Raw genomic sequence first — 20,912 nt, forward strand, 5'->3', positions numbered from 1 at the left:
GTCTGGCTGTACGATCGCGGCACGATCCTCTACCGCGGCCACGCCCGCCGCGGCGACCTCGGGACCCTGCGCTCGGCCTATCTCGAGACCACGATCTACCGCAACGGCCTGTCCGGCCAGGGCCCCGGCACCGCCATCGGCGTGCCCGGCAAGACCGGCGACGCCAAGTACTATTATACGCAGAACATGGCGCTCCATTACCTCATGACCGGCGACGACCGCTTCCGCGAGAGCGCCGAGGACGTCGCCGAGGCCTACGACGCGCTGTGGAACCCCGGCTACGACGGCGGCGACGGCTTCTGGACCGAGCGCCACGCCGGCTTCGGCCTGCTCGCCTACGTCTGGGCGATGAACGTCTCCGACGATCAGGCCGACCAGTTCCGCGGCCTCGCCGAGGCGGCCGTCGCCGCCTACATCGACGTGCAGGACAGCTATCCGCCCGGCTACGACGATCCCGACGCCCGCTGCTTCGCCCACACCGACGCCGCCGCCGACGAGGACTTCGGGTTCTGGGGCTGCTCGCCGTGGCTCAGCGCCATCCTGGCCGACGGCCTCGATCAGTTCGCCACCGACTCCGACGGCCCCGTCGCCGACGCCGCCCGCGCCTCGCTCGTCAAGCTCGGCCGCGTCGTCGCCCGCGACGGCCTCGACGCCGACGGCAAGCCGTTCTACTGGATGGGCGTCGGCGACGGCAACGGCGCCGTCGACGACTACGACGAGCACTGGGGCGAGAGCGCCTACGTCGTCGCCCTCGCCTACTACCACGACGGCTCGAGCGACCCCGAGCTCAAGCAGACCGCCGAGGACCTGGCCCAGGGCCTGGCCGACTTCGGCGAGGTCCCGCACATGCGCAGCTTCAACTGGCAGTGCCGCTCCGCCGTCGCCACCTCGTGGTTCCTGTCGCAATGACCGGACATGTCCGAAACGACAGTGCCCGATCGGGCATGATCTTATGGACCTGTCCGACCGGGCATTGTCCGATCAGCCGAGGTACACCCCGCCGTTCGGGGCCGCCCGCGCCAGGCGGACCGCCTCGAGGATGTTGAGCAGGCGGAAGCGCAGCTCGTCGAGGCTGATCGCCGGCCAGCGCCCGGTGTTGGCCAGCAGCAGCCGGACCTCGCGCTCGAGCACGTCGAGCTGCGGGCCCTCGGCGAAGATGTCCTGCGCCGTCAGCGTCGGCAGCAGCGTCAACCCGAGCGCGCGTGCCACCTCCGAGCCGTAGACCGTCACGCGCCAGCGCTCGGGCCCGGCGAGGTCGTTGCGCGGTGGTTCGGCGGGCAGCTCCTGCGTCCCGCCGTCGGGCGCGCGCACGTAGGCGTGGGTGACGAGGGACATCGAGCCTCCGGCGCGTAGTCTCGCGCATCTCGTGGCCGCGCGCATCCCCGCGCGGCGCGCCCGCGGTACCATCGCCGGCATGGACGTCCTCGATCTCGTCGGCCCTGCCTGGCAGCTCATCCCCCTGCGGATCCCCGGCGGCTGGGGCGTGCGCCACAACGGCCTCGACGCCCGCCGCCTCGCCGACGGCCGCCTCGACGCCAACGACAGCGAGGACCTGCTGTGGCTCGTCAAGCTGCCGCCGGTCGGCGGCGAGTACCGCCCGGGCCCGGACAGCCCCTGGCGCGAGGTCCACCTCGACGCCGGCTTCTACCGCACCGGCTACCGCGTCGTGCTCCTCGATCCGGACTGGGACCACATCCTCGCGTCGTTCAGCACCGAGAGCCTCGCCGAGCTGATCGCCTGCGTCGAGAAGTGGCTGATGAACGCGCCGACCGGCGACCTCTCGCCGCCCGCATGAACTCGAGATCGTGTGCTCACCGATGCACGGACCGCGCTCGCGGAGGTCGTCGCCGCCGCTGCGCTCCACCGGGCGGCGCCACCACGCGCCGTGATCAGGTACCCTCGGCGCCTTCGGAGGAGGCTGCGATGGTGAGGCGAGGGATCGGCGGATTGTGCATGAGCGTGGGCGTGTTGCTCGGCGGCTGCGGTGACGACGGCGGGCGCACCAGCGAGAGCGGGACCGCGACGATGGCGACGACCACGACGATGACCGGCCCGACGAGCACCGGCGGCGTCACCGACGAGCCGACCACCACCGCGCCGACCGGCACCGGCACCGAGTCGATGACCGGCACCACCGACGTCCCCGGCACCACCACCGACGCTGTCACCGACGCCACCGCGACCACCGCCGTGGGCCCCAATCAACCGCCGGAGTGGGACTCCGAGCCGGCCACCGAGATCGTGATCGAGGAGCTGTTCCAGTCGAACTTCGAACCCGGGCAGATCTTCATCTCGTCGTCGCGCACCGACGAGGTCCGGGTGTACGACGGCAACAGCCTCGCGTTCGTGCAGGCCTTCACCCACCCGGCGTTCAGCACGGTCGCCTCGGATCTCTACACCTACGGCCCGAACGGCGCGGCCTTCAACTCGCGCGGCAACCTCGTCGTCGCCGGCTACGACACCTTCGTCGAGTTCAGCGACTACGGCGTCGAGTACGCGACCTACCCGAAGATCGCCGCCGAGGCGACCGAGAACGTCATCTTCGACCCGCGCGGCAACCTCTACACCACCACGGCCACCGGCGGCACCGACAAGCTCAACCAGTACGACGCCGAGGATTACGCGTTCATGCAGCAGATCCCGCTGCCGGCCGGCGCGGGTCAGCTGACGGGCATCACGTTCGACGGCAAGGGCCGCCTCTACCTCGCCAGCCAGACCGACAACACCATCCACGTCGCCGACTTTGAGAACTTCGAGCAGTTCCCGTGGACGGGGACCCTCAGCGGCGCCGGCAACCCCGGCAACTTCGAGGGCCTGCAGTTCAACGCCAACGGCGAGCTGGTCGCGGCCGCCGGCGACCTCGTGCGTTACGACGTGCTCGGCGGCACCAAGCTCGGCACGTTCGACCAGCCCGACGACGCCTTCCCGGTGCCGCTGCGCGTCGACAACGAGGGCAACATCTACACGTCGGACTACGAGAACGGCCAGGGCACGCTCGCGGCCGACATCTTCAAGTTCGCGCCCGACGGCCAGCCGCTGACCGCCAGCAACGACCCGGGCCTGTTCGGCCCGTTCGGCCTCGCCATCTCCGGGACGGTGCTGGCGGGCGACCCGCCCGTGGCGTGGTTCTACCAGCTCGTCGCCACCGACCCAGACGGCGACCCGCTGACCTACACCCTGGTCTCCGGCCCGCCCGACATGGTCCTCGATCCGAACAACAACGTGCTCTCGTGGTCCGTGACGAGCGAGGACATCGGCGAGCACCCGGTCGTCCTCAGCGTCGACGACGGCCAGGGCGGCGTGACCGAGCAGATGTTCGTGCTCATCGTGAAGTCGGCCTGAGCGTGTCCGGCTTGAGCGCGTCCGGCTTGAGCGTGTCCGGCTTGAGCGTGTTCGGGGGCGCGGGGCCCGGAAGAACCGGGTGACGGCGGGCACGGGGCGGCGGATTTGGGCCCCTCGCTCGGCGGGCCCCTACCGGTTCACGTGCTCGGCGCTGTCTCTTCGGACAGGATGGTCTTTCGGACATACCCGCCGCGCGTGCCCGGGACTTTGCGCCTGCGCGCGCTGAACCGCGTCTCCGTCCCACCGGCGTCCCAAATCCGCCGCCCCGCGCCCGCCTGCGACGACCGTCTCGGGCCCCGCTCGTCGCCAGGTGGTCCAGACGGCGAGAACATTCGGTCATGCCCTCAAGGACATGTCCTCATCAACATGCTTTTTTCGGCATGTTCGTTCGAGCATGTCCTGCTCGCGGCGACGGACGGTCAGCGCTCTTTCTGCGGCAGCCCGTCGGCGATGTCGTAGTAATCGCCCTTGCCGGCCACGTGGATGTGCATCCCCAGCCGGATCCCGGTCTGCCCGTCGAGCGCGCCCATGGCGACGGCGATCGAGTCGCGCTCGATCGGGTCCCAGAACAGGAAGGACCCGCACGTCGAACAGAAGCCGCGCCGCACCTTCGCCGACGAGCGGAACCACGTGAGGTGCTCGGCGCCGCGGACGGTCAGGGCGGCCCGGGGGATGTCCGTGGACGCCCAGTAATGCCCCGACTGCTTGCGGCACATCGAGCAGTGGCAGGCGTCGGGCGGGTGCAGCTCGCCGGTGATCTCGAAGCTCACGGCTCCGCAGAGGCAGGATCCCTTGTGCATCGTTCGCTCCGGGTGGTTGCAGCGACGTGTAGCACGCGCCGCGCGCTCGCGGACATTCCGGCGAGGACCTGGCCACGTGCTGCGCGCCTGCGCCCTGACAGGCCGACCCCGATATCGTCCCCGAGGACAGGTTCGTCGTCCGTCGCTCGGCGTCGACGAAGAGTCCGCCTGACTTGCTGGCTGCGGCGGCCTCGTGCTCTCCTCGCCGCCGCCGTGCCGAGTTTCGCCGCCGCCGAGCCCACCGCCTTCGCCCACAAGTACGGTCCCTGGGCCGTCGTCGCCGGCGCCTCCGAGGGCCTCGGGGCCGCGTTCGCCCGGGCCCTCGCCGATCGCGGCCTCAACCTCCTGTTGCTCGCGCGGCGGGCCGACGTGCTCGAGTCGGTCGCCGCCCCGCTGCGCGCCCGGGTCGACGTGCGCACCGCAGCCCTCGACCTCGGCGACCCCGACCTGGCCGCGCGCCTCGACGCGCTGACCCGCGACCTCGACGTCGGCCTCTGCGTCTACAACGCCGCTCTGTCGCGGATCGGCCCCTTCCTCGACGTCCCGCTCGCCGACAAGCTGAAGATCGTCGACGTCAATTGCCGCGGCCCCTTGCTCGCCGCGCACGTGTTCGGCGAGCGGCTGGTCCGCCGCGGCCGCGGCGGCCTCCTGCTCATGTCCTCGCTCACCGCCTTCTGGGGTTCGCCGCTGGTCGCCACCTACGGCGCCACCAAGGCGTTCAACCTCTCGCTCGGAGAGGCCCTCTGGTACGAGCTCGGCCCGCGCGGCGTCGACGTGCTCGTGTGCTGCGCCGGCGCCACCCGCACCCCCGGCTTCGAGCGCTCGAGCGGCCCCGACGGCCCGCGCGCCATGACCCCCGACGCCGTCGTCGCCGAGGCCCTGCACGCCCTCGGCGGCCCGCCGAGCGCCGTGCCCGGCCGCCTCAACCGGTTCGCCGCGTTCCTGCTCAACCGCCTGTTCCCGCGCAGCGGCGCCGTCGCCCTCATGGGCTCGCAGACCGCCCGCCTGAGCAAGCCCTCGACCTGAGCGTCCGCGATTCCTCGTACATGGCCGAAGAGACAGCTCTCATCCCGGCCGGCGACGCCCCCGGATTCAATACACCCCGGGGATGATCCGCCAGCGCACCCGCCGCTCGTACTGCTGCCACAGCGCCCCGTACTTGGCGCGGCAGCGGCGGTCGTCGTCGATCTGCCGCGGCACCAGCAGCACCACGTAGTACAGCGGATACAGCCACGGCCCCGGCTCGCCCGGGTAGCCGAGCGACAGCGCCAGCGCGGTCGCCATCGTCATCTCGCCCAGATAGTTGATGTGCCGCGACAGCCCCCAGAAGCCGCTCACCAGGATCTTCTTCTCGCCGTCGGTCAGCACCTCGGGCGCGATCGACCCGAACGCCAATTTCTCCGGCTGCGTCTTGAACCAGAACTTCTGCATGTTGGCCCCGCGCGCCAGCATCCACCCGGCGAAGAACAGCGCCGCGCACAGCCCCAGCAGCGGCGCCGGCGTGTGCGGATTGGCCAGCTCCGCCGTCGTCCACAGGCCAACCGCGTAGAAGAACGGGTAGAACGTCAGGCAGCCCCAGCCGAGCTTGAAGCCGACGCGCTCGGCCACGAAGTCGTAGGTGTAGAGGTGCACCTCCTCGAAGTTGAGGTACTCCCACAGGAAGAACGAGAACAGCGCCACGTGCAGCAGCACGCCCGGCGACGGGTCGCCAGGGTACGCGAGCAGGTGATGGGCCGCGAACGACAGCAGGTTCAGCTGCAGCATCACCGCCCCGATCAGGTACAGAAACATCTTGGCGTCGACGTGGCCGTCGAGCCACTGCGGATTGGCCAGGCGTCCGAGGTACAGGTCCGCCAGAAAGCCGCGCCGCGGCGCCGCCGGCAGCACGATCGCCAGCGTGAACAGCAGCCCCAGCCCGCACGCCGTCGCCAGCGTCGCCTCGCGGTGCACGTACAGCCAGTCCCACGGCGCCAGCCCGGTCGCCCCGGCGACGAAGTACAGCGCCACCGTCAGCGCCATCACTCGCAGCCCGTTGAGCCGGTAGCGCAGCGGCGCTCCGCTGGCCTCGTCGCGCACGTAGCCGGTCACGCGGCGGCCCGGCACGATCAGGTGGAGCACGAACACCAGCCCGTAGAGGGCGATCAGCGCGAATGCGGGCGACACGGCCCAGGCTACGAGACCGCGGCCGCGCCTGTAAAGCCTCGGCGCGTGCGCTCCGGCTCGACCCGTGCCAAGCTCGGGCATGCCCCGTCCTCGCGCCGCCCTCGTGCTGTCCGCCTGCCTGTTCGTTTGCGCATGCTCCAAGGGCCAGGTAGAGCCGACCGACCCCGGCGGCGGCGGCAAGGTGTGCACCGAGATCGGCTGCATCGGCGGCCTGCGCGTCGAGCTCCAGTCGGCCAGCGGCTGGGCGCCGGGCGAGTACACGTTCAGCTTCGCGCTCGACGGCGCGCCCGTCACCTGCACCGGCTCGCTGCCGCTGCGCGCCTGCGACGCGGGCCCCTCGCTCGCCTGCGACGTCCCGGACCGCGTGCAGATCGGCGAATCCGGCTGCGCCTTGCCGCCCGAGCAACATGGCTTCGCGGACATCCTGGTGCCGAGCAGTCCCGCCAGGCTCGATCTGGCGATCCGCCGCGACGGCCAGCAGCTGTGGGCCGGCGAGCTCGCCCCGACCTACGTCGAATCGCAGCCCAACGGGCCCGGGTGCGAGCCGATCTGCCGCGGCGCGACCGCCCAGGTGGCGCTCCCGTGACCTGTCCCCCGGGACAGCTTACGGCCACCGGCGGATGACCCCGCCTGTGACCGGCGAGGCCGCGGAGCGCTCGTCGATCAGTACGAAGCGTTGCGGAACAGCGAGAAGTGGGTGCGCGTGTAGCCGCCCTCGCTGCCGATCACGACATCGGGGAGATCGTCGTGATCGACGTCTCCGACGGCGAACGAGCGCGGGAGTAACAGCTGATAGACGAGCGGCTCGCCGAAGCCGCCGCCGGCGAGCCCGGCCCGGGCCACCACCTGGCCGTTGGTCGGCGCGTAGAACACATCCGGCCGCTGGTCGTTGTTGAAGTCGGCGACGACCATGGTCGACTCGCCGAGGAAGAAGCTCCCGGGGACGTCGACGGGCGGCCCGAAGCTGCCGTCGCCGAGGCCGGGATGGATCGCCAGACCAGCCGTGACCTGCTGCGAGAACACCGCCAGCATCAGGTCGACGATCCCGTCGTCGGTGAAGTCGCCGGCTTCGACGCGCCACGGCGTCAGCGCGCTGGGGATCGTCGAGACCTGCGGGCTGAAGCTACCATCGCCCTCGCCCCGGAACAGCACGATCTCCTTTGTTTGATAGCTCGGCGCGGCGGCGTCGAGATCGCCGTCTCCGTCGAAGTCGGCCACCGCGATGTTGTAAAGGCCCTGACCCGCGGGGATCTGCGCCCCCGGGGTGAGCGCCCCGCTGCCGTCGCCGAGCATCGGCAAGAGGAAGTCATAGCCGGCGGTGAGCACGTCGAGGTGGCCGTCCTCGTCGAGGTCGGCCACCGCCAGCCGCCACGGGCCGGGATACGACGCCGGCGCCTCGAAGTGACCGGTGCCGTCCCCGAAGTGGATCACCAGCGTCTTGTCGGGGCCGAGGCCGTGGATCGACGCCAGCAAGTCCAGGTGACCGTCCTCGTCGATGTCGGCGGCGATGAGGTCGCGCGGCTCGGCCGTCACCGGCAACGACGGCTCGATCGGGTCGGCGAAGGTGAGGTCGCCGTTGCCGCGAAACACGACGATCTCCTCCGAGTCCTCGAACCCGGCGACGACATCGGCGTGCCCGTCCTCGTCGAAGTCGGCGATCACCGACTCGGACGGACGCAGCCCGCCGATCAGCGCCGGGGCGGCGGTGAAGCGGCCGTCTCCGCGATTCTTGGCCACGCCGAGGCCGGCGCAGCCGAGCATCAGGTCGGCGACCCCGTCGGCGTCGACATCACCGGCCTCGACCCGATTGCAGCGGGCAGAGTCGTACAGCACCGGCGGCTCGGAGAATGTCCCGTCACCGGCGCCGTAGCGGACGTAGAGCAGCGTGTCGTCGCCGCTGGTGCTGGCGAGATCGAGGACGCCGTCGCCGTCCCAGTCGCCGACAGCCGCGTGCGCGCCCTCTTTGCCCGTGCGGTAGCGCGCGACGTAATCGAGCGCGCCGTCGGGTCCACCGAGGAGAACGCCGATGCCCTCGCGATCGACGGCCAGGACGTCGCCGTGCCCGTCGGCGTCGACGTCGGCGACGACGACCTGCGTGGTGAACTCGACGGCGATACCCCCCATCGGCGGGACGTCGACGACCGGCTGCAGCGCAAAGCCGCCGTCGCCGAGAGACAGCCCGATCTGCACCTTGGGGTCGTTGGAGTCGTGCAGGAGCACCAGATCGGCGAGGCCGTCGCCGTCGATGTCGCCGCTGCCGAGCCACTTGGTGGCGACGTTGGCCATGAACGACGACTCCGGGCCGAAGCCGCCGGCGCCGTCGCCGAGGTGGACGGCCACGCTCGTCGGATCTTTCGCGAGCATCAGGTCGAGGTCGCCGTCATCGTCGATGTCGGCGAACGTCGGGCCCGTGCGCTGCTTCACCGCGGGGAGAGCCACCGGCGCCTGGAACGTGCCGTCGCCGTTGCCGAGCAGCAGCCGCGCGCCGATGTCGCTGCTGGTGGTGACGAGGATGTCGAATTGCGCGTCGCCGTTCACGTCGCCGAGCGCGAGGCGCCACACCTGCGGCACGGCGTGGACCTCTCCCGGGGTGTAATACCCGTCGGCGCCGGCGAGCACCACGACCACCTCGTTGTCGACCTCGTCGAGCGTGACCGCGTCGGTGCGGCCGTCCCCGTCGAGGTCGGCGACCACGTATTCGTGGCCGCCGAAGTAGCCCTTCGAATAGGTCTTGATGGCGTCGAAATCGAGCACACCCTGCAGCGGCGGCTCGCCCGTGTCGTCGGTATCGGTGCCCGTCGTGTCGGTGCCCGTCGTGCCGGTGCCCGTCGTGCCGGTGCCCGTCGTGCCGGTGGTAGACGCGGCCGTCGGGTCGACGCCGCTCGTCGCGGTCGTATCGGTCGTATCGGTCGTGTCGGTCGTCTCGTCGGGCCGCGTCGTCGTGGGCGCCGCGGTGGGGTCGCCCGTCGTGCTCGACAGGCTCGCCGAGCCCTGTGTCGGCGGATCGCCGGCGCTCGTGTCGGACGTGCTCGCGCCGCTGGTGGTCGTCGAGCTCGCCGAGTCCGTCTGTCCTTGACTGGTATCGTCGCCGCACGCCGCAAACCCGAGGTGCCCGGTCAACAAGGTGAGGGTCGCGCGATCGGTGAACGCGCGTGAGAAGCGAGCAGGATGGACCACGCGCGCCAACATACCATACGCCCGTGCGGCCGCGAATCGGTGGACGTGCGCACGCCCGGCTCTCCCCGACGCGGCGCCGACCTCCTGGCGTTTTCAGCCCCGCTGCCCTAGCGTCTCGTCGTGGACCCGCGTCCCCTGCTCGAAGATCTCGCGCGATCGTACCGCGCTGCCGGCCCCGAGGTCGACGGCGAGCTGTACGACAACCGCCTGATCCGCGGCGACAACCTGCCCGCCCTGCTCGCGCTCGAGCCCGAGTTCGCCGGCAAGATCCGCTGCGTCTACATCGATCCGCCGTACAACACCGGCCGCGCCTTCGCCCACTACGACGACGGGGTCGAGCACGCCCGCTGGCTCGCCGACATCCGCGCGCGCCTCGAGGTGTTGCGCCGCCTGCTCGCCGCCGACGGCACCCTGTTCGTGCACATCGACGACAACGAGCTCGGCTACCTCATCGTCCTGCTCGACGAGGTGTTCGGGCGCGCCAACCGGGCCTCGGTCGTCACCTTCAAGCAAGGCGCGCCGACCGGCCACAAGGCGATCAACCCCGGCTGCGTCACCACCTCCAACTTCGTCCTCGTCTACGCGAAGGACCGCGCGCGCTGGAGCCCGCCGCGGCTGTTCACCGCCCGCGAGCGCGACCCACGCTACGCGCAGTTCATCGTCAATCGCGGCGAGCCGCACGAGGCGTGGCGGATCGTCACCCTGCTGCGGGCCTTCGCCGACGCCGAGGGCCTGGGCGAGCGGGCGGCCCGGCAGCTCGCGCGCGACGAGCCCGCGCGGCTCGACCGCTTCGTCCTCGACCACGCCGACGCCGTCGTCCGCCTCGCGCGGCCCGACTACAACGCCGTCAGCGCCGCCGCGCGGGCCATGATCGACCGCTCGAAGGCCGCGCCCGGGCAGGTCCTCCGGCTGGAGCGCGACGACCACGACGACTTCTACTTCGTCCGCGGCGAGCGGATCCTCTTCTACGCCGCCAAGCTCAAGCACATCGACGGCGAGCGGGTCGCCGGCGAGCCGCTCACCACCATCTGGGACGACCTGCTGTCCAACAACCTGCACAACGAGGGCGGCGTCGCCTTCCCCAAGGGCAAGAAGCCCGAGGCCCTGCTGAAGCGCGTGCTCGAGCTGTCGACCCGCCCCGGCGACTGGGTCCTCGACGTCTACGCCGGCTCGGGCACCACCGGCGCCGTCGCCCACAAGCTGCGGCGGCGGTGGATCCTCGTCGAGCGCGGCGACCACTGCGACGGCCTCGTCGCCGCCCGCCTGCGCGCCGTCGTCGACGGGCGCGACCCCAGCGGCGTCACCGCGGCGGTCGGCTGGCGCGGCGGCGGCGGCTTCCGCTACTTCCGCGTCGCGGATGTCGTTTCAGACATGTCCTCGGAGCCATGTCCATGAGCACAGGTTCTCGGGGGCATGTCCCTTCAGCCACTCAACACGGCTCGGACGCGCCGACCTCGCCCCACTCCGCGGCGCACGGCGTGCTGCCCGGGTTGTAGGCGTCGGGGTTCCACTCGCCGCAGTCGAGCTCCGACATGCAGGCCCCGAAGCCGTCGAGCGCGGCCTTGCGCGACGGGCAGTCGCCCCAGTAGTCGTAGGTCGCCTGCAGGCACTCCTGCTGGTCGCCGTAGTAGGTCCCGCCGCACTCCTTGTAGCGGCGGCAGAACGCGTCCATGCCGTCCTCTCCGGGCAGCACGCCCGGCCCGTCGGTCGGCGCCGGCTCGGTCGTCGCCGTGCTCGTCGTGTCGGCGCCCATCGTCGTGCCGAGCGTCGGCTCGCCCGACGTCGGCGCGGTCTCGGTGCCGTCGCCCTCGGTCGCGCCGCTCGTGTCGGTGGCCGGGCCGCTGTCGTCGGTCGCGGTGGCGTCGGCGGTGTCGTCGCTGGCGTTGCCGGAGTTGCTGGCGTTGCTGCCGTTCGACGCGGCCGTCGGGTTGGCCGACGCCGCCGTCACATTCGTCGCGGAGTCGAGCGGGTCCTTGTCGTCGGAGCAGGCCAGGCCCAGGCACGCGGCCAGAGCGATGATCGGGGGGTACAGGTCACGGAGGGTCACGCGGCGCGGAACATAGGAAAACAGCGCCTGCTTTTCCAGCCGCGCAATACACGCTTTCGCCTGTGCCACTGGCCGCGAACGATTCGCTCCGCTCACCACGACCACGGCGGGTCGTCGCCGACGATCACCACGTCGGCCGGGCGGCGCGCGAACAGCCCCACGCTCACCACCCCGGCGATCTGATCGATCGCCGACTCGAGCGCCTCCGGCTCGTCGATCACGAGCCCGTGGACGTCGAGGATCCACCCGCCGTTGTCGGTCACCACGTCCTCGCGCCACACGGGGGTGCCGCCGGTCATGCGGGCGATCGTGCGGGCCACCAGCTCGCGCGCCATCGGGATCACCTCGACCGGCAGCGGGGACCGTCCCAGCCGCTCGACGCGCTTGCTCGGGTCGACGATGCACACGAACCGCTCCGACGCCGCCGCCACGATCTTCTCGCGGGTCAGCGCCGCGCCGCCGCCCTTGACCAGGCGGCGGCGTGGGTCGCACGCGTCGGCGCCGTCGACGTACAGCGGCAGCGTCCCGGTCGCGTTGAGGTCGAGCACCGCGATCCCGCGCGCGCGCAGGCGGGCGGCCGTCTGCTCGGAGCTGGCGACCGCGCCGGCGATCCGCGCCGCCGGCAGCGCGTCGATGAAGTGGGCCACCGTCGAGCCGGTGCCCACCCCGATGACTGTCCCTGCGGACACGTGAGCCAGCGCCGCCGCTGCCGCTCGCTGCTTCGCGTCCGTCATCGGCGGCTCACATCGGCTGCACCGGCGCGCACGTCGACACCCCGGCGCCGACGATCAACAGCGGCGCGTCCTGCTGCAGCACCGTCAGGTCCTGGATCCCGTTGCCGTCGCTGTCGTCGTAGTCGAGGTGCGTCACCTCGGAGTTGAACAGGTCGTTGTCGCTGTCGGTGAAGAAGTAGAAGTCGCCGGCGAAGAAGGCGAACGCGAACGCCCCGTTGTTGATCTCGAGCCCGTTGAGCGGCAGGACCGACAGCGCCGCCCCGGTGTTCTTGTCGGCCTCGACCAGCTTCGACGGGAACTGCCCGCCGAAGATGAACGCCCGCCCGTCGCCGGTGCCGGTCAGCTCGGCGCCGTCGAAGCTGGTCTTGCCGAGCTTGCTCAGGATCAGGCTGTCGGGGTCGATGGTGATGAAGTCGCCGGCGTTGGGGCCCTCGGAGTAGCCGCCGAAGCCGCTGTACGTGTTGCCGTAGATCCGGTCGCACTTGTCGACCTCGCTGTTCGACACGAACGCCATGCCGAAGTTGTTGACCCCGACCTGCCCCGGCGCGAAGCCCGGATCGCTGCAATCGGCGACGTTGGTGACGTCGACCTTGCGCAGCTGGCCGGTGCCGTTGAACTGGACCCACGCGTAGCCGAGGCGGTCGACCGCCATCGAGAACGTGTTCGTCATGCCGCAGCCGATCTGGCCCAGCATCGTGAAGTTGTTCGTCTCGGGGAAGTACTTCCACAGCTCGGCGTCGTCGGACAGCACGAAGATGCCGTCGTCGAGCGGCACCTCGATGTCCGGGCAGGCGCACGGCTCGTCCTCGCCGGTGGTCGAACCCGTGGAGGTGTCGGTCTCCTCGCCCGTCGTCGTGCTCGTGCTCGTCGTCGTGTCCCCCGTTGTCGTGCTCGGATCGATCGGCTCGGTGGTGCTCGGGTCGGGCCCCGTGCTCGTGCTCGTGCTCGTGCTCGTGCTCGTCGTCGGGTCGGTGGTGGTGGGCGTGCCGGACTCCGACTCGCCGACCGTCCCGGTGTCCTGCGAGGTCACGCTCGTCGGCGCGGCCCCGGTGGAGGTCGACGTCGCGTCCGTCATGGTTGTGTCACTGGCCGACACGGAGTCTCCGACGGTTAGGCCCGCGCCGTCGTCGCCGCAAGCGAGCAGACAGGAGAGCGCGATAGCGGTCAGGGGCGAAGTTCGCATGGACGGCAGAATAACCCGCCGACGCCTGCATGCGGGGCGGTCGGCGCCGGTCGCACCGGAGGTCTCTCATCGCCTCCGACCTCGGGCCCGCGCGCGCGGGCGGCGGACCCGACGTGCGTCGACGCGCGCCGCCGGGACCTCGTGCCCTGTCCGGACTCATGCACAGCGCTGGTAGCCTGCGGTCGCCTTGACCACGGCAGTCGAAGATACCCTCCCTCCGCCGGCCACTGACTCGCCCGCCATCGGCGGTCTCATGTGGAGTCACGTGATTGGCGCCGGCCTCATGCACCTGGCGTGCGTCGCGGCCCCGTTCACCTTCTCGTGGAGCGGCCTCGGGGTCGCGCTCTTCTTCTGGTGGCTCGCCGGCGGCGTCGGCATCTGCCTCGGCTATCACCGCCTGCTGTGCCACCGCAGCTTCCGCGTCTCGCCGTGGCTCGCCCGCGCCATCACCCTGTTCGGCACCCTGAGCTGGCAAGGCAGCCCGGTGCTGTGGGTCGGCAAGCACCGCCTGCATCACCGCTGGTCCGATCAAGAGCACGACCCCCACTCGCCGCGGCGCGGCCTGCTGTGGGCCCACATGTTGTGGGTCTTCATGCGCGCCGACGAGGACGCCGAGCGCGCGTTCGCCCGCGACCTCCTGCGCGACCCGGTCATGCGGTGGTTCGACCGCTGGCACTACATCCCGCAGTTCGTGCTCGCCGTCCTCCTCTACGGCGTCGGCGAGGCGTGGTTCGGCCAGGGCTGGAGCTGGGTCGTATGGGGCGTCCCGGTGCGCCTCGTTTTCACGTATCACGCCACCTGGCTCGTCAACTCGGCCGCGCACCGCTGGGGTTACCGCAATTACGAGACCCGCGACGACTCGCGCAACAATTGGTGGGTGGCCGTTTTGACCTTCGGCGAGGGCTGGCACAACAATCACCACGCTCACCAGCGCGCCGCGGCGCACGGCCGGCGATGGTTCGAGGTCGACCCGACCTACCTCCTGATCCGCGCCCTCGCCCTCGTCGGCCTCGCGCGCGACATCGTCGACCCGCGCGAGCCGCTGAACTCCTGAGCCCAGCGCTCGCGCCTGCACGGACATGTCCCCGGGGACATGTCCGAATCAACACGCGACGCCACTACAGCCCCGCGGCGGACGCCATGGCGGCCGCCGTCGCCTTCATCACGTCGGCGGCGAACACCGCGTCGAGCCTGTCCGGCGTGTCGAGCCCGCTCGTGCAGTGATAACCCGGGTAGCGGAACACCCCGGTGTCGAACACGTGCAGCGCCGGGATGTCCCGCTCCCAGAAGCTGCGGTGGTCCGACAGCGTCAGCACCCCGAAGTCGTCCTCGTCGAGCTTCTCCGCGGCCGTCAGCGCCATCACCCCCGTCAGTCGGCCGAGGCTCTCCGCCAGCCCCTCGAGCTCGCGCGCGAACGCCTCCGCCGGCCCGTCGGCGACCACGGCGATGAAGTTGGCGCGCCCGCGGTTGGCCACCAGCTCCGCCTGCAGCTCGGGGAAGCGCTCCGCCAGCGGCCCCGGGAACACCTGTGAATCGTCCGCCTCGCTCGCCACCCCGATCATGTCGAAGTTGAACGCGACCACCGGCATCGGCCCCGTCAGCCCCTGCGCGAACGCCCGCGACCCGCGGAGGCCCAGCTCTTCCTCGTCCCAGCAGGCCACCACCACCGTGCGTGGCAGCGCCGCCTGGCCGAGCACGCGGGCCACCTCGAGCGCGCCCGCCACCCCGCTCGCGTTGTCGTCCGCGCCCGGGCACCCGCCGATGTGATCGTAGTGCGCCGCCAGCAGCACCACCTCGTCGGGCGAGGTCGTCCCGGGCAGCGTCCCGACCACGTTGACCCCGCTGGCGTACGCCTGCCGCTGCACCGTGAACCCCGCCTGCTCGAGCGCCGCCGCGCAGCGGTCCTGCACCATCTGCCAGTGCGGCGAGCCGGGCGGACGCGAGTGAGCGATGAGCGCCACGTCCTCGCTCCAGCGCCTCGTCTCGACGCACCCCATCAACGCCTCCGGCGTGTCGTGGCCACAACCGCCGCCGTCCGGCGCCGCCCCCGTGGTGGTCACCGGCTCCGGACTCTGCCCCGAGGTCGACGTCGTGCTCGTCGACCCGCCCGTCGAGCTCGTGCTGCTCGACCCGCCCGACTCGCTCGCCGTCGCCGCCTCGTCGCTCGCCGCCGGCGTCGGACACGCGCACAGCCCGAGCCACACCACCCCGAGGACCCGTCGGCTCGCTCGCATCCGGCTCACCATAGCACCGCGGTCGCGGATGGCCGGTAGATCACGCGCCGTCGATGGCCTATGACAGGTGCCATGCCGCACCCCCTCACCGAACTCGCTGGCTCATGGACCGGCCCCGCGCGCACCTGGCTCGGCCCCGAACCCGAGGTCAGCACCTGGCGCGTCGAGATCGAGTCGCTGCTCGACGGCCGCTACGCGCGCCTCCGCTACGAGGGCGTGTGCGCCGGCAAGCCGCACCGCGGCGAGATGACCCTCGGGGTCGACGACCACGAGCACACCATGTACTGGATCGACACCTTCCACACCGGCGCCTCCGCCCTGTGGTCGACCGGGCCCGCGGGCCCCGCCATCTCGGTCCTCGGCAGCTACCGCGCCGGCCCCGAGCGCTGGGGCTGGCGCACCGCCCTCCGCCGCGACGGCGACCTCCTCGTGATCGAGGCCACCAACATCCACCCCAACGGCCACGAGGACCGCGCGATCGAGGTCCGCCTCACCCGCGCCGCCGCGGCTGCCTGATCGACCATGCCCCGGAGGGCATGCCCGAACGAACATGCCCTTTCAAGCATGCCTCAAGGGCAAGCCACGACCTGCACCTCGTAGCTGAACGGCTGGGGCACCCCGTCCACCTGCACCGTGTAGGTCTTGCCGGCCTCGCTGACCCAGCCCTGCGGCGTCATGGCGATCGCGCTGCTCGAGCCGAACCCGCCCTGCAGGGTCGTCAGCTTGACCGGCTTCTCGACCCCGTTCTCGCGGATCGTCACCTGGGCCGCGCCGACGTCGATCTCGTCGCTCTGGATCGTCCACCCCGTCTCGTCGACGTCGGCCCACGGCACCTCGGGCACGTGGATGGCCGCCAGCGGCACGATCCCCGGGGGCGGCCACGCCGTCCACTCGGCGCCCGCGCCGGCCTGGCCGCCGATCACCCACATGCACGAGTTGACCGACGTCGAGCCGAGCCCGATCGGCCCCAGCGACCGCGAGAGGATCCACCGCCGGTGGCCGAACGTCGTCGCGTTGCCCGGGTCGACCATGTAGAGGTCGACCGCGACCACCCCGGGCGTCGCCGAGATGTTGCTGTTCATCGCCGCCTGCGCCCCCTCGGCCGTGTAGCAGGCCCACATCACGTCCGGGTCGTGCGACAGCATCCCCTCGGCGTGCATCATCAGCGCGCACTGCTGCGCCTTCGCGTTCAGCCCGGCGTCGTGGCCGACCGGCGGCAGCCCGGCCAGCCAGCGGTACAGGTTGACCAGCCGCAGCGCGTTGTCGCGGCCGGGCGCCCCGGTGTCGCCGGCCGTGCAGCCCGCCACCGCCCCGCTCCATGTCCCCTCGGACATGTCCGATCGGTCCGCCGCCCAGCGCTCGCACACCGCCGCGACCGGGTCGACCGGCTCGCCCGTGGTCTCGCCCGCCGTGCCGGTGCTGTCCGGCGGCCCGGTGTCGATCGGCCCCGTCGACGTCGACGGCGCGTCCGGCCCCGTGGCGGTCGGCTCCGGCAAGCTCGTGGCGGTCGGCGCCGGCGCGTCGCCCGTGCTCGTCGTCGCCGCCGTCGTCGTCGGCCCGCTCGCCGCCGTCGCCTCGCTCGCCGCCGTCGCCGTCGAATCTGTACTTTCGGCCATCCCCGATCCGCGGTAGCAGCTCACCACGAACACGGACGCGAGCGCGACGGCCGCGCGACGATCGACACGACGAGACGGCGACATCTCGCCCCGAATACGACCGGCCGGCGCGCCCGTCAACCCGGCGCCGGCGCGGTCTTGCGGCTCTCGGCGACGATCCGCACCAGGTCGGCCTCGTCCTCGCACAGCGCGACGATGAGGTCGCCCGGCGCCACCGCCTCGTCGGGCCGCGGGTTGACGATGAGCCGTCGGCGCAGCTCCGCGTGCGACGACCCGCCCGCCGGCACCTTCCCGCCCGGATCCGCCGCGCGGTACAGCCCCAGGGGCACCGCGCCCCCGCGCCCTTGCACCTCGAGCAGCGCGCGCCGGACCTTGCGCCACGGCTGTCCGATCAGCCAGGTGGGCGCCGGCGCCGTGTACACCTCGGCGTTGTCGTCGGCGAACGCGACCACCCGGTTGAACAGCTCCGCGAACGCGCGGTCGCGGCAGGCCATCACCAGCCAGCGGTGCGCCAGCGCCTGGCAGTCGACCGGCACCAGCCAGCCCGCGAACGGCGAGAACACCTCCTCGCGCTCCGCGTCGGACGTCTCCACCAGCGTCACCGGCAGCGCCGGCGCGGTGCGGGCGATCTCGACCGACGTCGCCGCCACCCCCAGCGTGCGCGCGCGCTGACCTCCGCCCACCGGATCGCGCGCGCACGCCTGATGGACCGCGCGGGCGATCCGCAGCGGATCGTAGCCCTCGCCGCCCGCGTCGCCGTCGCCGAGCACGATCACCCGCGCCGCCCGCGGCAGCCGCAGCCCGGCCAGGTCCTCCGGCACCTCGGGGTTCGAGTGGTGGATCGTCAGCGCCTTGACCCGCGCCAACTGCAGCCGCACGCGCCGCGGCAGCGCGTCCGAGACCACCACGTGCAGCGCCCGCGTGCGCGTCGGCCCCGGGCTGCGCAGCAGGCGGATCAGCGGCAGCATGTCCTCGCGGAAGTTGAGCACCACCAGGTGGTGCTTCAGCCGCCGCCACAGCCGCGTCTGCTCCTGCGCGAAGATGTTGGTCAGCGTCGCCGTGAACCACGCGAGCAGGCCGAGCCCGAGGATCGTCGCCGCCGCCCCGACCAGCCGCGCCGTCGGCGTCTTCAGCGTGTCGGTGGTGAAGTTGCCGGTGGCGAACGTGTTCATCTCCCAGAACGAGTCGTTCAGCGTCCGCAACCTGGCGTTCGAGTCATGTTCTAGAGACCAGACGATGAACGTCGACAGCGTCACCACGCAGGCGAACGCCGCGAACGGCACCAGCGGGTTCGACAGCTGGCTCTCGAGCCCGGCCCCCGGGACCCGGCGGCGGCGCAGCGCCCGGCGGATCAGGTACAGCGCCAGCCCGAGCGCCGCCGCCGACGCCCCCGCCTGCAGCCACGCCGTCCGGCGCTCGCTGGTCTCGTGGATCTCCGCCACCGGGTGGAGCGGGATCGGCTCGCGCTCGGCGAAGCCGCGCCACTCGACGTTCACCCCGAGGCCCGCGTACTGCTCGTCGCGCTCGAGCTTGCGCAGCCCGTGGATCATCGCCTCCACCGCCAGCCGGCGGTCGGCCAGGAACGCCTCGTCCGCCAGACGCTCGCGCGGCGTCGCCATCAGCACCACCGAGCTCACGCACACCGTCGGCAGGCTGAACTCGAGGCCCGGATAGGTCCCGGTCTCGATCGGGCAGATCCGGTAGTACGGGTAGCCGTCGATCAGCCGGTTCAGCACCGCCTCGGGCAGCGGGTTCAGCGTCGCCAGCCCCGACGCCAGCACGTCGCGGATCTCCGCGTGTCCGAGCTCGGTGGTGCGCAGCATCGTCAGCACCTCGCGGCGGCTCATCGCCACCAGCGCCTCCTGGGCGCTGCCCATGAACAGCGGCAGCGACTCCGCCGTGTGCCCCGCCGCGCCGAGGATCACCTTCGCCGTCTCGTAGCTGCCCGAGCCGTCCTTGCCCATGAACAGCGCCTCGCGGCCGATGTCGGTGAAGTCGTCGAGCCGGACCGGCCGGCGCACCAGCACGTGGACCGCCGCGTCGGTGACCGCCGCCACCACCTGCAGTTCGGCCTTGTCGGCCTCCTCCGGCGACAGCTTGCACATCCACCCGCCCTTCGGCGTCGCGCCGCCGCCCGCGCCGGCGTCGGCCTGCCCGGCCTTGTACGCCTCCGCGGCCACGTCGTACTGCACCAGCGCCACGTCGAGCTCGCCCGACAGCAGCTTGTGCACGTTCTCGCACGACCCCTTGGTCGTCTCCGGAACCACCGTCACGCGGCCCTCGCCGCGGACCGCCTCGGCCAGCGCCCGGACCATCGCGTCGAACCCGCCGCCCTTGCTGCCCGAGCCGAAGCGGACCTCGATCGCCTCGCCGGCCCGCGCGCTGCCTGCCTGAAAGAGCATGCCCACGAGGACAGGCCCGAACAGCCATGTCCGCTTGAACATGCCCTTGGGGGCAGGCCCGCTCCGCCTCAACCTCCCACCTCCGCGCCCTCGTCCCGGCGCTGCCGACCCCGCGCGGGTCCCCTGCGCGTCGAGGCTGCCGCGCGCCTGCGGGCTCGCGCGCCCGTCGCGTGCCCGATCGGCCGTGTCCTCGCCGACACGCTCTGCGAAGCCCTGCGCCCCGTCACTCCGCCTCTCCCGTCAGCACCAGCAGCGCGCTGGCGTCGCGCAGGGGCCGGCCCGGGGCCGGGCTCAGCAGCATCGCCGGCTCTGCCCCCTCACCCGGCGCGAACAGCCCGATCAGCGTCACCGGGCGCCCGCAGCGGTCGACCTCGATCTCGAGGCAGGCCTCGCGGAACGTCCGCGCGCGCAGCTCCGGCGGCACCGGCCAGGTCTCGGCGCGCAGGCGGCCGGACAGCAGCGCCAGCATGAAGCGGAACGCCCCGAGGTCGACGCACGCGTGGGCCAGCAGGGCCGCGCGCAGGAAGCCCGGGTAGAAGATCGTCGCCACCCCGAGCCCCTCGAACTCGTGGGTCGCCTCCGGGTCCTCGACCGCCACCACCACGTGCGGCGGCCCGCCCTTGCACGCCCGCTGGATCGCCGTGCACACCAGGCGCGAGAACGCGTCGGTCTCGCCGTGCCCGCGCAGCGGCAGCACCACGATCGCGTCGGCGGCCGGCAGGTCGGCCGTGTCGGCGAAGAAGCGCGCCAGCGCCTCGACCCCGCCGCTCGCCGATCCCTGCCAGTACCTTTCGACATGTCCTTCGGGCAAGCTCGCCAGCGCCGGCGCCACCGCCTCCGCCGGCGCCGGCCCGATCAGCGTCAGCGCCGGGCGCGGCTCCGCGGCCGCGATCGCGCGCACCAGCCCCAGCGCCTCCGGCGTCCAGTGAATCACCACCCAGCGCGGCCGAGACGGCCCTGCAGGCGCCGTGGCGAGCTCCTCCGCCGCAGCCGCCGTGTCCCCGCGATCCGTCACGCCGGCGCGAGCGTCCGCCCGCGCGCCGCCGCCTGTCAAGCCGCCCGCGCCTTTCGCCGTCGACACCATGTCCGCCCGGACAGCCGCCCAGCGTGCGCGGTGCATCGGCGCGACTTCCGTCGGCCGCCGCTCGCCGCCTGAAGGTGAATTCACCGCACCGCCGAGTCTCCGTCTCTTCGCGGGCGACCGCGCTGCCGCC

General features: G+C 72.0%; 20 protein-coding genes. 9 read left to right on the top strand and 11 right to left on the bottom strand.

Going from position 1 to position 20,912, the window contains the following annotated elements; all coding sequences use genetic code 11:
• Positions 1-909 (top strand): hypothetical protein (locus K7C98_RS33105; RefSeq protein WP_224195836.1); only part of this gene is annotated, 909 nt, incomplete at its 5' end.
• 72 nt (positions 910-981) lie between these two features.
• Here the strand turns inward: K7C98_RS33105 and K7C98_RS33110 are convergent.
• Positions 982-1,335, bottom strand: a complete 354-nt coding sequence (locus tag K7C98_RS33110) for a hypothetical protein (RefSeq protein ID WP_224195837.1) — start codon at positions 1,333-1,335, stop codon at positions 982-984.
• A 79-nt stretch (positions 1,336-1,414) separates the two neighbouring features.
• Here K7C98_RS33110 and K7C98_RS33115 point away from each other — a divergent pair, with 79 nt between their 5' ends.
• Positions 1,415-1,795 carry a hypothetical protein gene (locus tag K7C98_RS33115; protein WP_224195838.1) on the top strand — a complete coding sequence of 127 codons (381 nt, stop codon included), beginning with the start codon at positions 1,415-1,417 and terminating at the stop codon, positions 1,793-1,795.
• A gap of 158 nt (positions 1,796-1,953) precedes the next feature.
• Positions 1,954-3,342, top strand: coding sequence for an Ig-like domain-containing protein (locus tag K7C98_RS33120; protein ID WP_224195839.1), 1,389 nt, complete (start codon positions 1,954-1,956; stop codon positions 3,340-3,342).
• A gap of 419 nt (positions 3,343-3,761) precedes the next feature.
• Here the strand turns inward: K7C98_RS33120 and K7C98_RS33125 are convergent, their stop codons facing one another.
• On the bottom strand, positions 3,762-4,142 hold the full coding sequence (locus K7C98_RS33125) for a GFA family protein (RefSeq protein ID WP_263430045.1): 381 nt from the start codon (positions 4,140-4,142) through the stop codon (positions 3,762-3,764).
• A 213-nt stretch (positions 4,143-4,355) separates the two neighbouring features.
• Here K7C98_RS33125 and K7C98_RS33130 point away from each other — a divergent pair, with 213 nt between their 5' ends.
• Complete coding sequence (locus K7C98_RS33130) at positions 4,356-5,168, top strand: SDR family NAD(P)-dependent oxidoreductase (protein ID WP_224195841.1); 813 nt, start codon at positions 4,356-4,358, stop codon at positions 5,166-5,168.
• 66 nt (positions 5,169-5,234) lie between these two features.
• Here the strand turns inward: K7C98_RS33130 and K7C98_RS33135 are convergent, their stop codons facing one another.
• Positions 5,235-6,305, bottom strand: coding sequence for an ergosterol biosynthesis protein (locus tag K7C98_RS33135; protein WP_224195842.1), 1,071 nt, complete (start codon positions 6,303-6,305; stop codon positions 5,235-5,237).
• A gap of 79 nt (positions 6,306-6,384) precedes the next feature.
• Here K7C98_RS33135 and K7C98_RS33140 point away from each other — a divergent pair, with 79 nt between their 5' ends.
• Positions 6,385-6,891 carry a hypothetical protein gene (locus tag K7C98_RS33140; protein ID WP_224195843.1) on the top strand — a complete coding sequence of 169 codons (507 nt, stop codon included), beginning with the start codon at positions 6,385-6,387 and terminating at the stop codon, positions 6,889-6,891.
• 77 nt (positions 6,892-6,968) lie between these two features.
• On the opposite strand, the gene K7C98_RS33145 is transcribed toward K7C98_RS33140, so the two are convergent.
• Positions 6,969-9,482 carry an FG-GAP repeat domain-containing protein gene (locus tag K7C98_RS33145; RefSeq protein WP_224195844.1) on the bottom strand — a complete coding sequence of 838 codons (2,514 nt, stop codon included), beginning with the start codon at positions 9,480-9,482 and terminating at the stop codon, positions 6,969-6,971.
• Between the two features lie 120 nt (positions 9,483-9,602).
• On the opposite strand from K7C98_RS33145, the gene K7C98_RS33150 reads away from it, so the two are divergent.
• Positions 9,603-10,877 (top strand): site-specific DNA-methyltransferase, encoded by a 1,275-nt coding sequence (locus tag K7C98_RS33150; protein WP_224195845.1) that lies wholly within the window; start codon positions 9,603-9,605, stop codon positions 10,875-10,877.
• A 34-nt stretch (positions 10,878-10,911) separates the two neighbouring features.
• On the opposite strand, the gene K7C98_RS33155 is transcribed toward K7C98_RS33150, so the two are convergent.
• The 3 genes from K7C98_RS33155 to K7C98_RS33165 all read right to left on the bottom strand — a co-directional run bounded on the left by K7C98_RS33155 (position 10,912) and on the right by K7C98_RS33165 (position 13,338).
• A complete protein-coding gene (locus K7C98_RS33155) occupies positions 10,912-11,529 on the bottom strand; it encodes a hypothetical protein (RefSeq protein WP_224195846.1) in 618 nt (205 codons plus the stop codon).
• A gap of 92 nt (positions 11,530-11,621) precedes the next feature.
• The gene (gene rpiA, locus K7C98_RS33160; RefSeq protein ID WP_224195847.1) at positions 11,622-12,263 is read right to left on the bottom strand and encodes a ribose-5-phosphate isomerase RpiA; all 642 of its coding nucleotides are present in this window, start codon (positions 12,261-12,263) and stop codon (positions 11,622-11,624) included.
• Between the two features lie 7 nt (positions 12,264-12,270).
• Positions 12,271-13,338, bottom strand: coding sequence for a hypothetical protein (locus tag K7C98_RS33165; RefSeq protein ID WP_224195848.1), 1,068 nt, complete (start codon positions 13,336-13,338; stop codon positions 12,271-12,273).
• Positions 13,339-13,711: 373 nt separating this feature from the next.
• On the opposite strand from K7C98_RS33165, the gene K7C98_RS33170 reads away from it, so the two are divergent.
• Positions 13,712-14,500: an acyl-CoA desaturase gene (locus tag K7C98_RS33170; RefSeq protein WP_224195849.1), complete on the top strand. Its 789-nt coding sequence runs from the start codon at positions 13,712-13,714 to the stop codon at positions 14,498-14,500.
• 64 nt (positions 14,501-14,564) lie between these two features.
• On the opposite strand, the gene K7C98_RS33175 is transcribed toward K7C98_RS33170, so the two are convergent.
• A complete protein-coding gene (locus K7C98_RS33175; protein ID WP_224195850.1) occupies positions 14,565-15,680 on the bottom strand; it encodes a M28 family metallopeptidase in 1,116 nt (371 codons plus the stop codon).
• Positions 15,681-15,752: 72 nt separating this feature from the next.
• On the opposite strand from K7C98_RS33175, the gene K7C98_RS33180 reads away from it, so the two are divergent.
• Positions 15,753-16,196, top strand: a complete 444-nt coding sequence (locus K7C98_RS33180; RefSeq protein ID WP_224195851.1) for a DUF1579 family protein — start codon at positions 15,753-15,755, stop codon at positions 16,194-16,196.
• Between the two features lie 53 nt (positions 16,197-16,249).
• Here K7C98_RS33180 and K7C98_RS33185 read toward each other — a convergent pair whose 3' ends face one another.
• Complete coding sequence (locus tag K7C98_RS33185; protein ID WP_224195852.1) at positions 16,250-17,014, bottom strand: CAP domain-containing protein; 765 nt, start codon at positions 17,012-17,014, stop codon at positions 16,250-16,252.
• On the opposite strand from K7C98_RS33185, the gene K7C98_RS33190 reads away from it, so the two are divergent.
• A complete protein-coding gene (locus tag K7C98_RS33190; protein WP_224195853.1) occupies positions 17,013-17,312 on the top strand; it encodes a hypothetical protein in 300 nt (99 codons plus the stop codon). The two genes, K7C98_RS33185 and K7C98_RS33190, sit on opposite strands and share 2 nt — an antisense overlap.
• Positions 17,313-17,412: 100 nt before the next feature.
• Here K7C98_RS33190 and K7C98_RS33195 read toward each other — a convergent pair whose 3' ends face one another.
• Together K7C98_RS33195 and K7C98_RS33200 are read right to left on the bottom strand one after the other, a co-directional pair.
• A complete protein-coding gene (locus K7C98_RS33195; protein WP_224195854.1) occupies positions 17,413-19,740 on the bottom strand; it encodes a TAXI family TRAP transporter solute-binding subunit in 2,328 nt (775 codons plus the stop codon).
• Between the two features lie 181 nt (positions 19,741-19,921).
• A complete protein-coding gene (locus K7C98_RS33200; RefSeq protein ID WP_224195855.1) occupies positions 19,922-20,713 on the bottom strand; it encodes a hypothetical protein in 792 nt (263 codons plus the stop codon).
• Positions 20,714-20,912 lie beyond the last annotated feature (199 nt).

This window comes from Nannocystis pusilla (assembly GCF_020073745.1).
GTDB lineage: Bacteria > Myxococcota_A > Polyangia > Nannocystales > Nannocystaceae > Nannocystis > Nannocystis radixulma.

Coding starts and splice junctions, on each gene's coding strand:
- K7C98_RS33115 (WP_224195838.1), top strand. CDS start 1,415: ATGGACGTCCTCGATCTCGTCGGCCCTGCCTGGCAGCTCATCCCCCTG.
- K7C98_RS33175 (WP_224195850.1), bottom strand. CDS start 15,680: ATGCGAGCGAGCCGACGGGTCCTCGGGGTGGTGTGGCTCGGGCTGTGC.
- K7C98_RS33125 (WP_263430045.1), bottom strand. CDS start 4,142: ATGCACAAGGGATCCTGCCTCTGCGGAGCCGTGAGCTTCGAGATCACC.
- K7C98_RS33140 (WP_224195843.1), top strand. CDS start 6,385: ATGCCCCGTCCTCGCGCCGCCCTCGTGCTGTCCGCCTGCCTGTTCGTT.
- K7C98_RS33185 (WP_224195852.1), bottom strand. CDS start 17,014: ATGTCCGAGGGGACATGGAGCGGGGCGGTGGCGGGCTGCACGGCCGGC.
- K7C98_RS33180 (WP_224195851.1), top strand. CDS start 15,753: ATGCCGCACCCCCTCACCGAACTCGCTGGCTCATGGACCGGCCCCGCG.
- K7C98_RS33190 (WP_224195853.1), top strand. CDS start 17,013: ATGTCCGATCGGTCCGCCGCCCAGCGCTCGCACACCGCCGCGACCGGG.
- K7C98_RS33195 (WP_224195854.1), bottom strand. CDS start 19,740: ATGTTCAAGCGGACATGGCTGTTCGGGCCTGTCCTCGTGGGCATGCTC.
- rpiA (WP_224195847.1), bottom strand. CDS start 12,263: ATGACGGACGCGAAGCAGCGAGCGGCAGCGGCGGCGCTGGCTCACGTG.
- K7C98_RS33120 (WP_224195839.1), top strand. CDS start 1,954: ATGAGCGTGGGCGTGTTGCTCGGCGGCTGCGGTGACGACGGCGGGCGC.
- K7C98_RS33165 (WP_224195848.1), bottom strand. CDS start 13,338: ATGACGGACGCGACGTCGACCTCCACCGGGGCCGCGCCGACGAGCGTG.
- K7C98_RS33110 (WP_224195837.1), bottom strand. CDS start 1,335: ATGTCCCTCGTCACCCACGCCTACGTGCGCGCGCCCGACGGCGGGACG.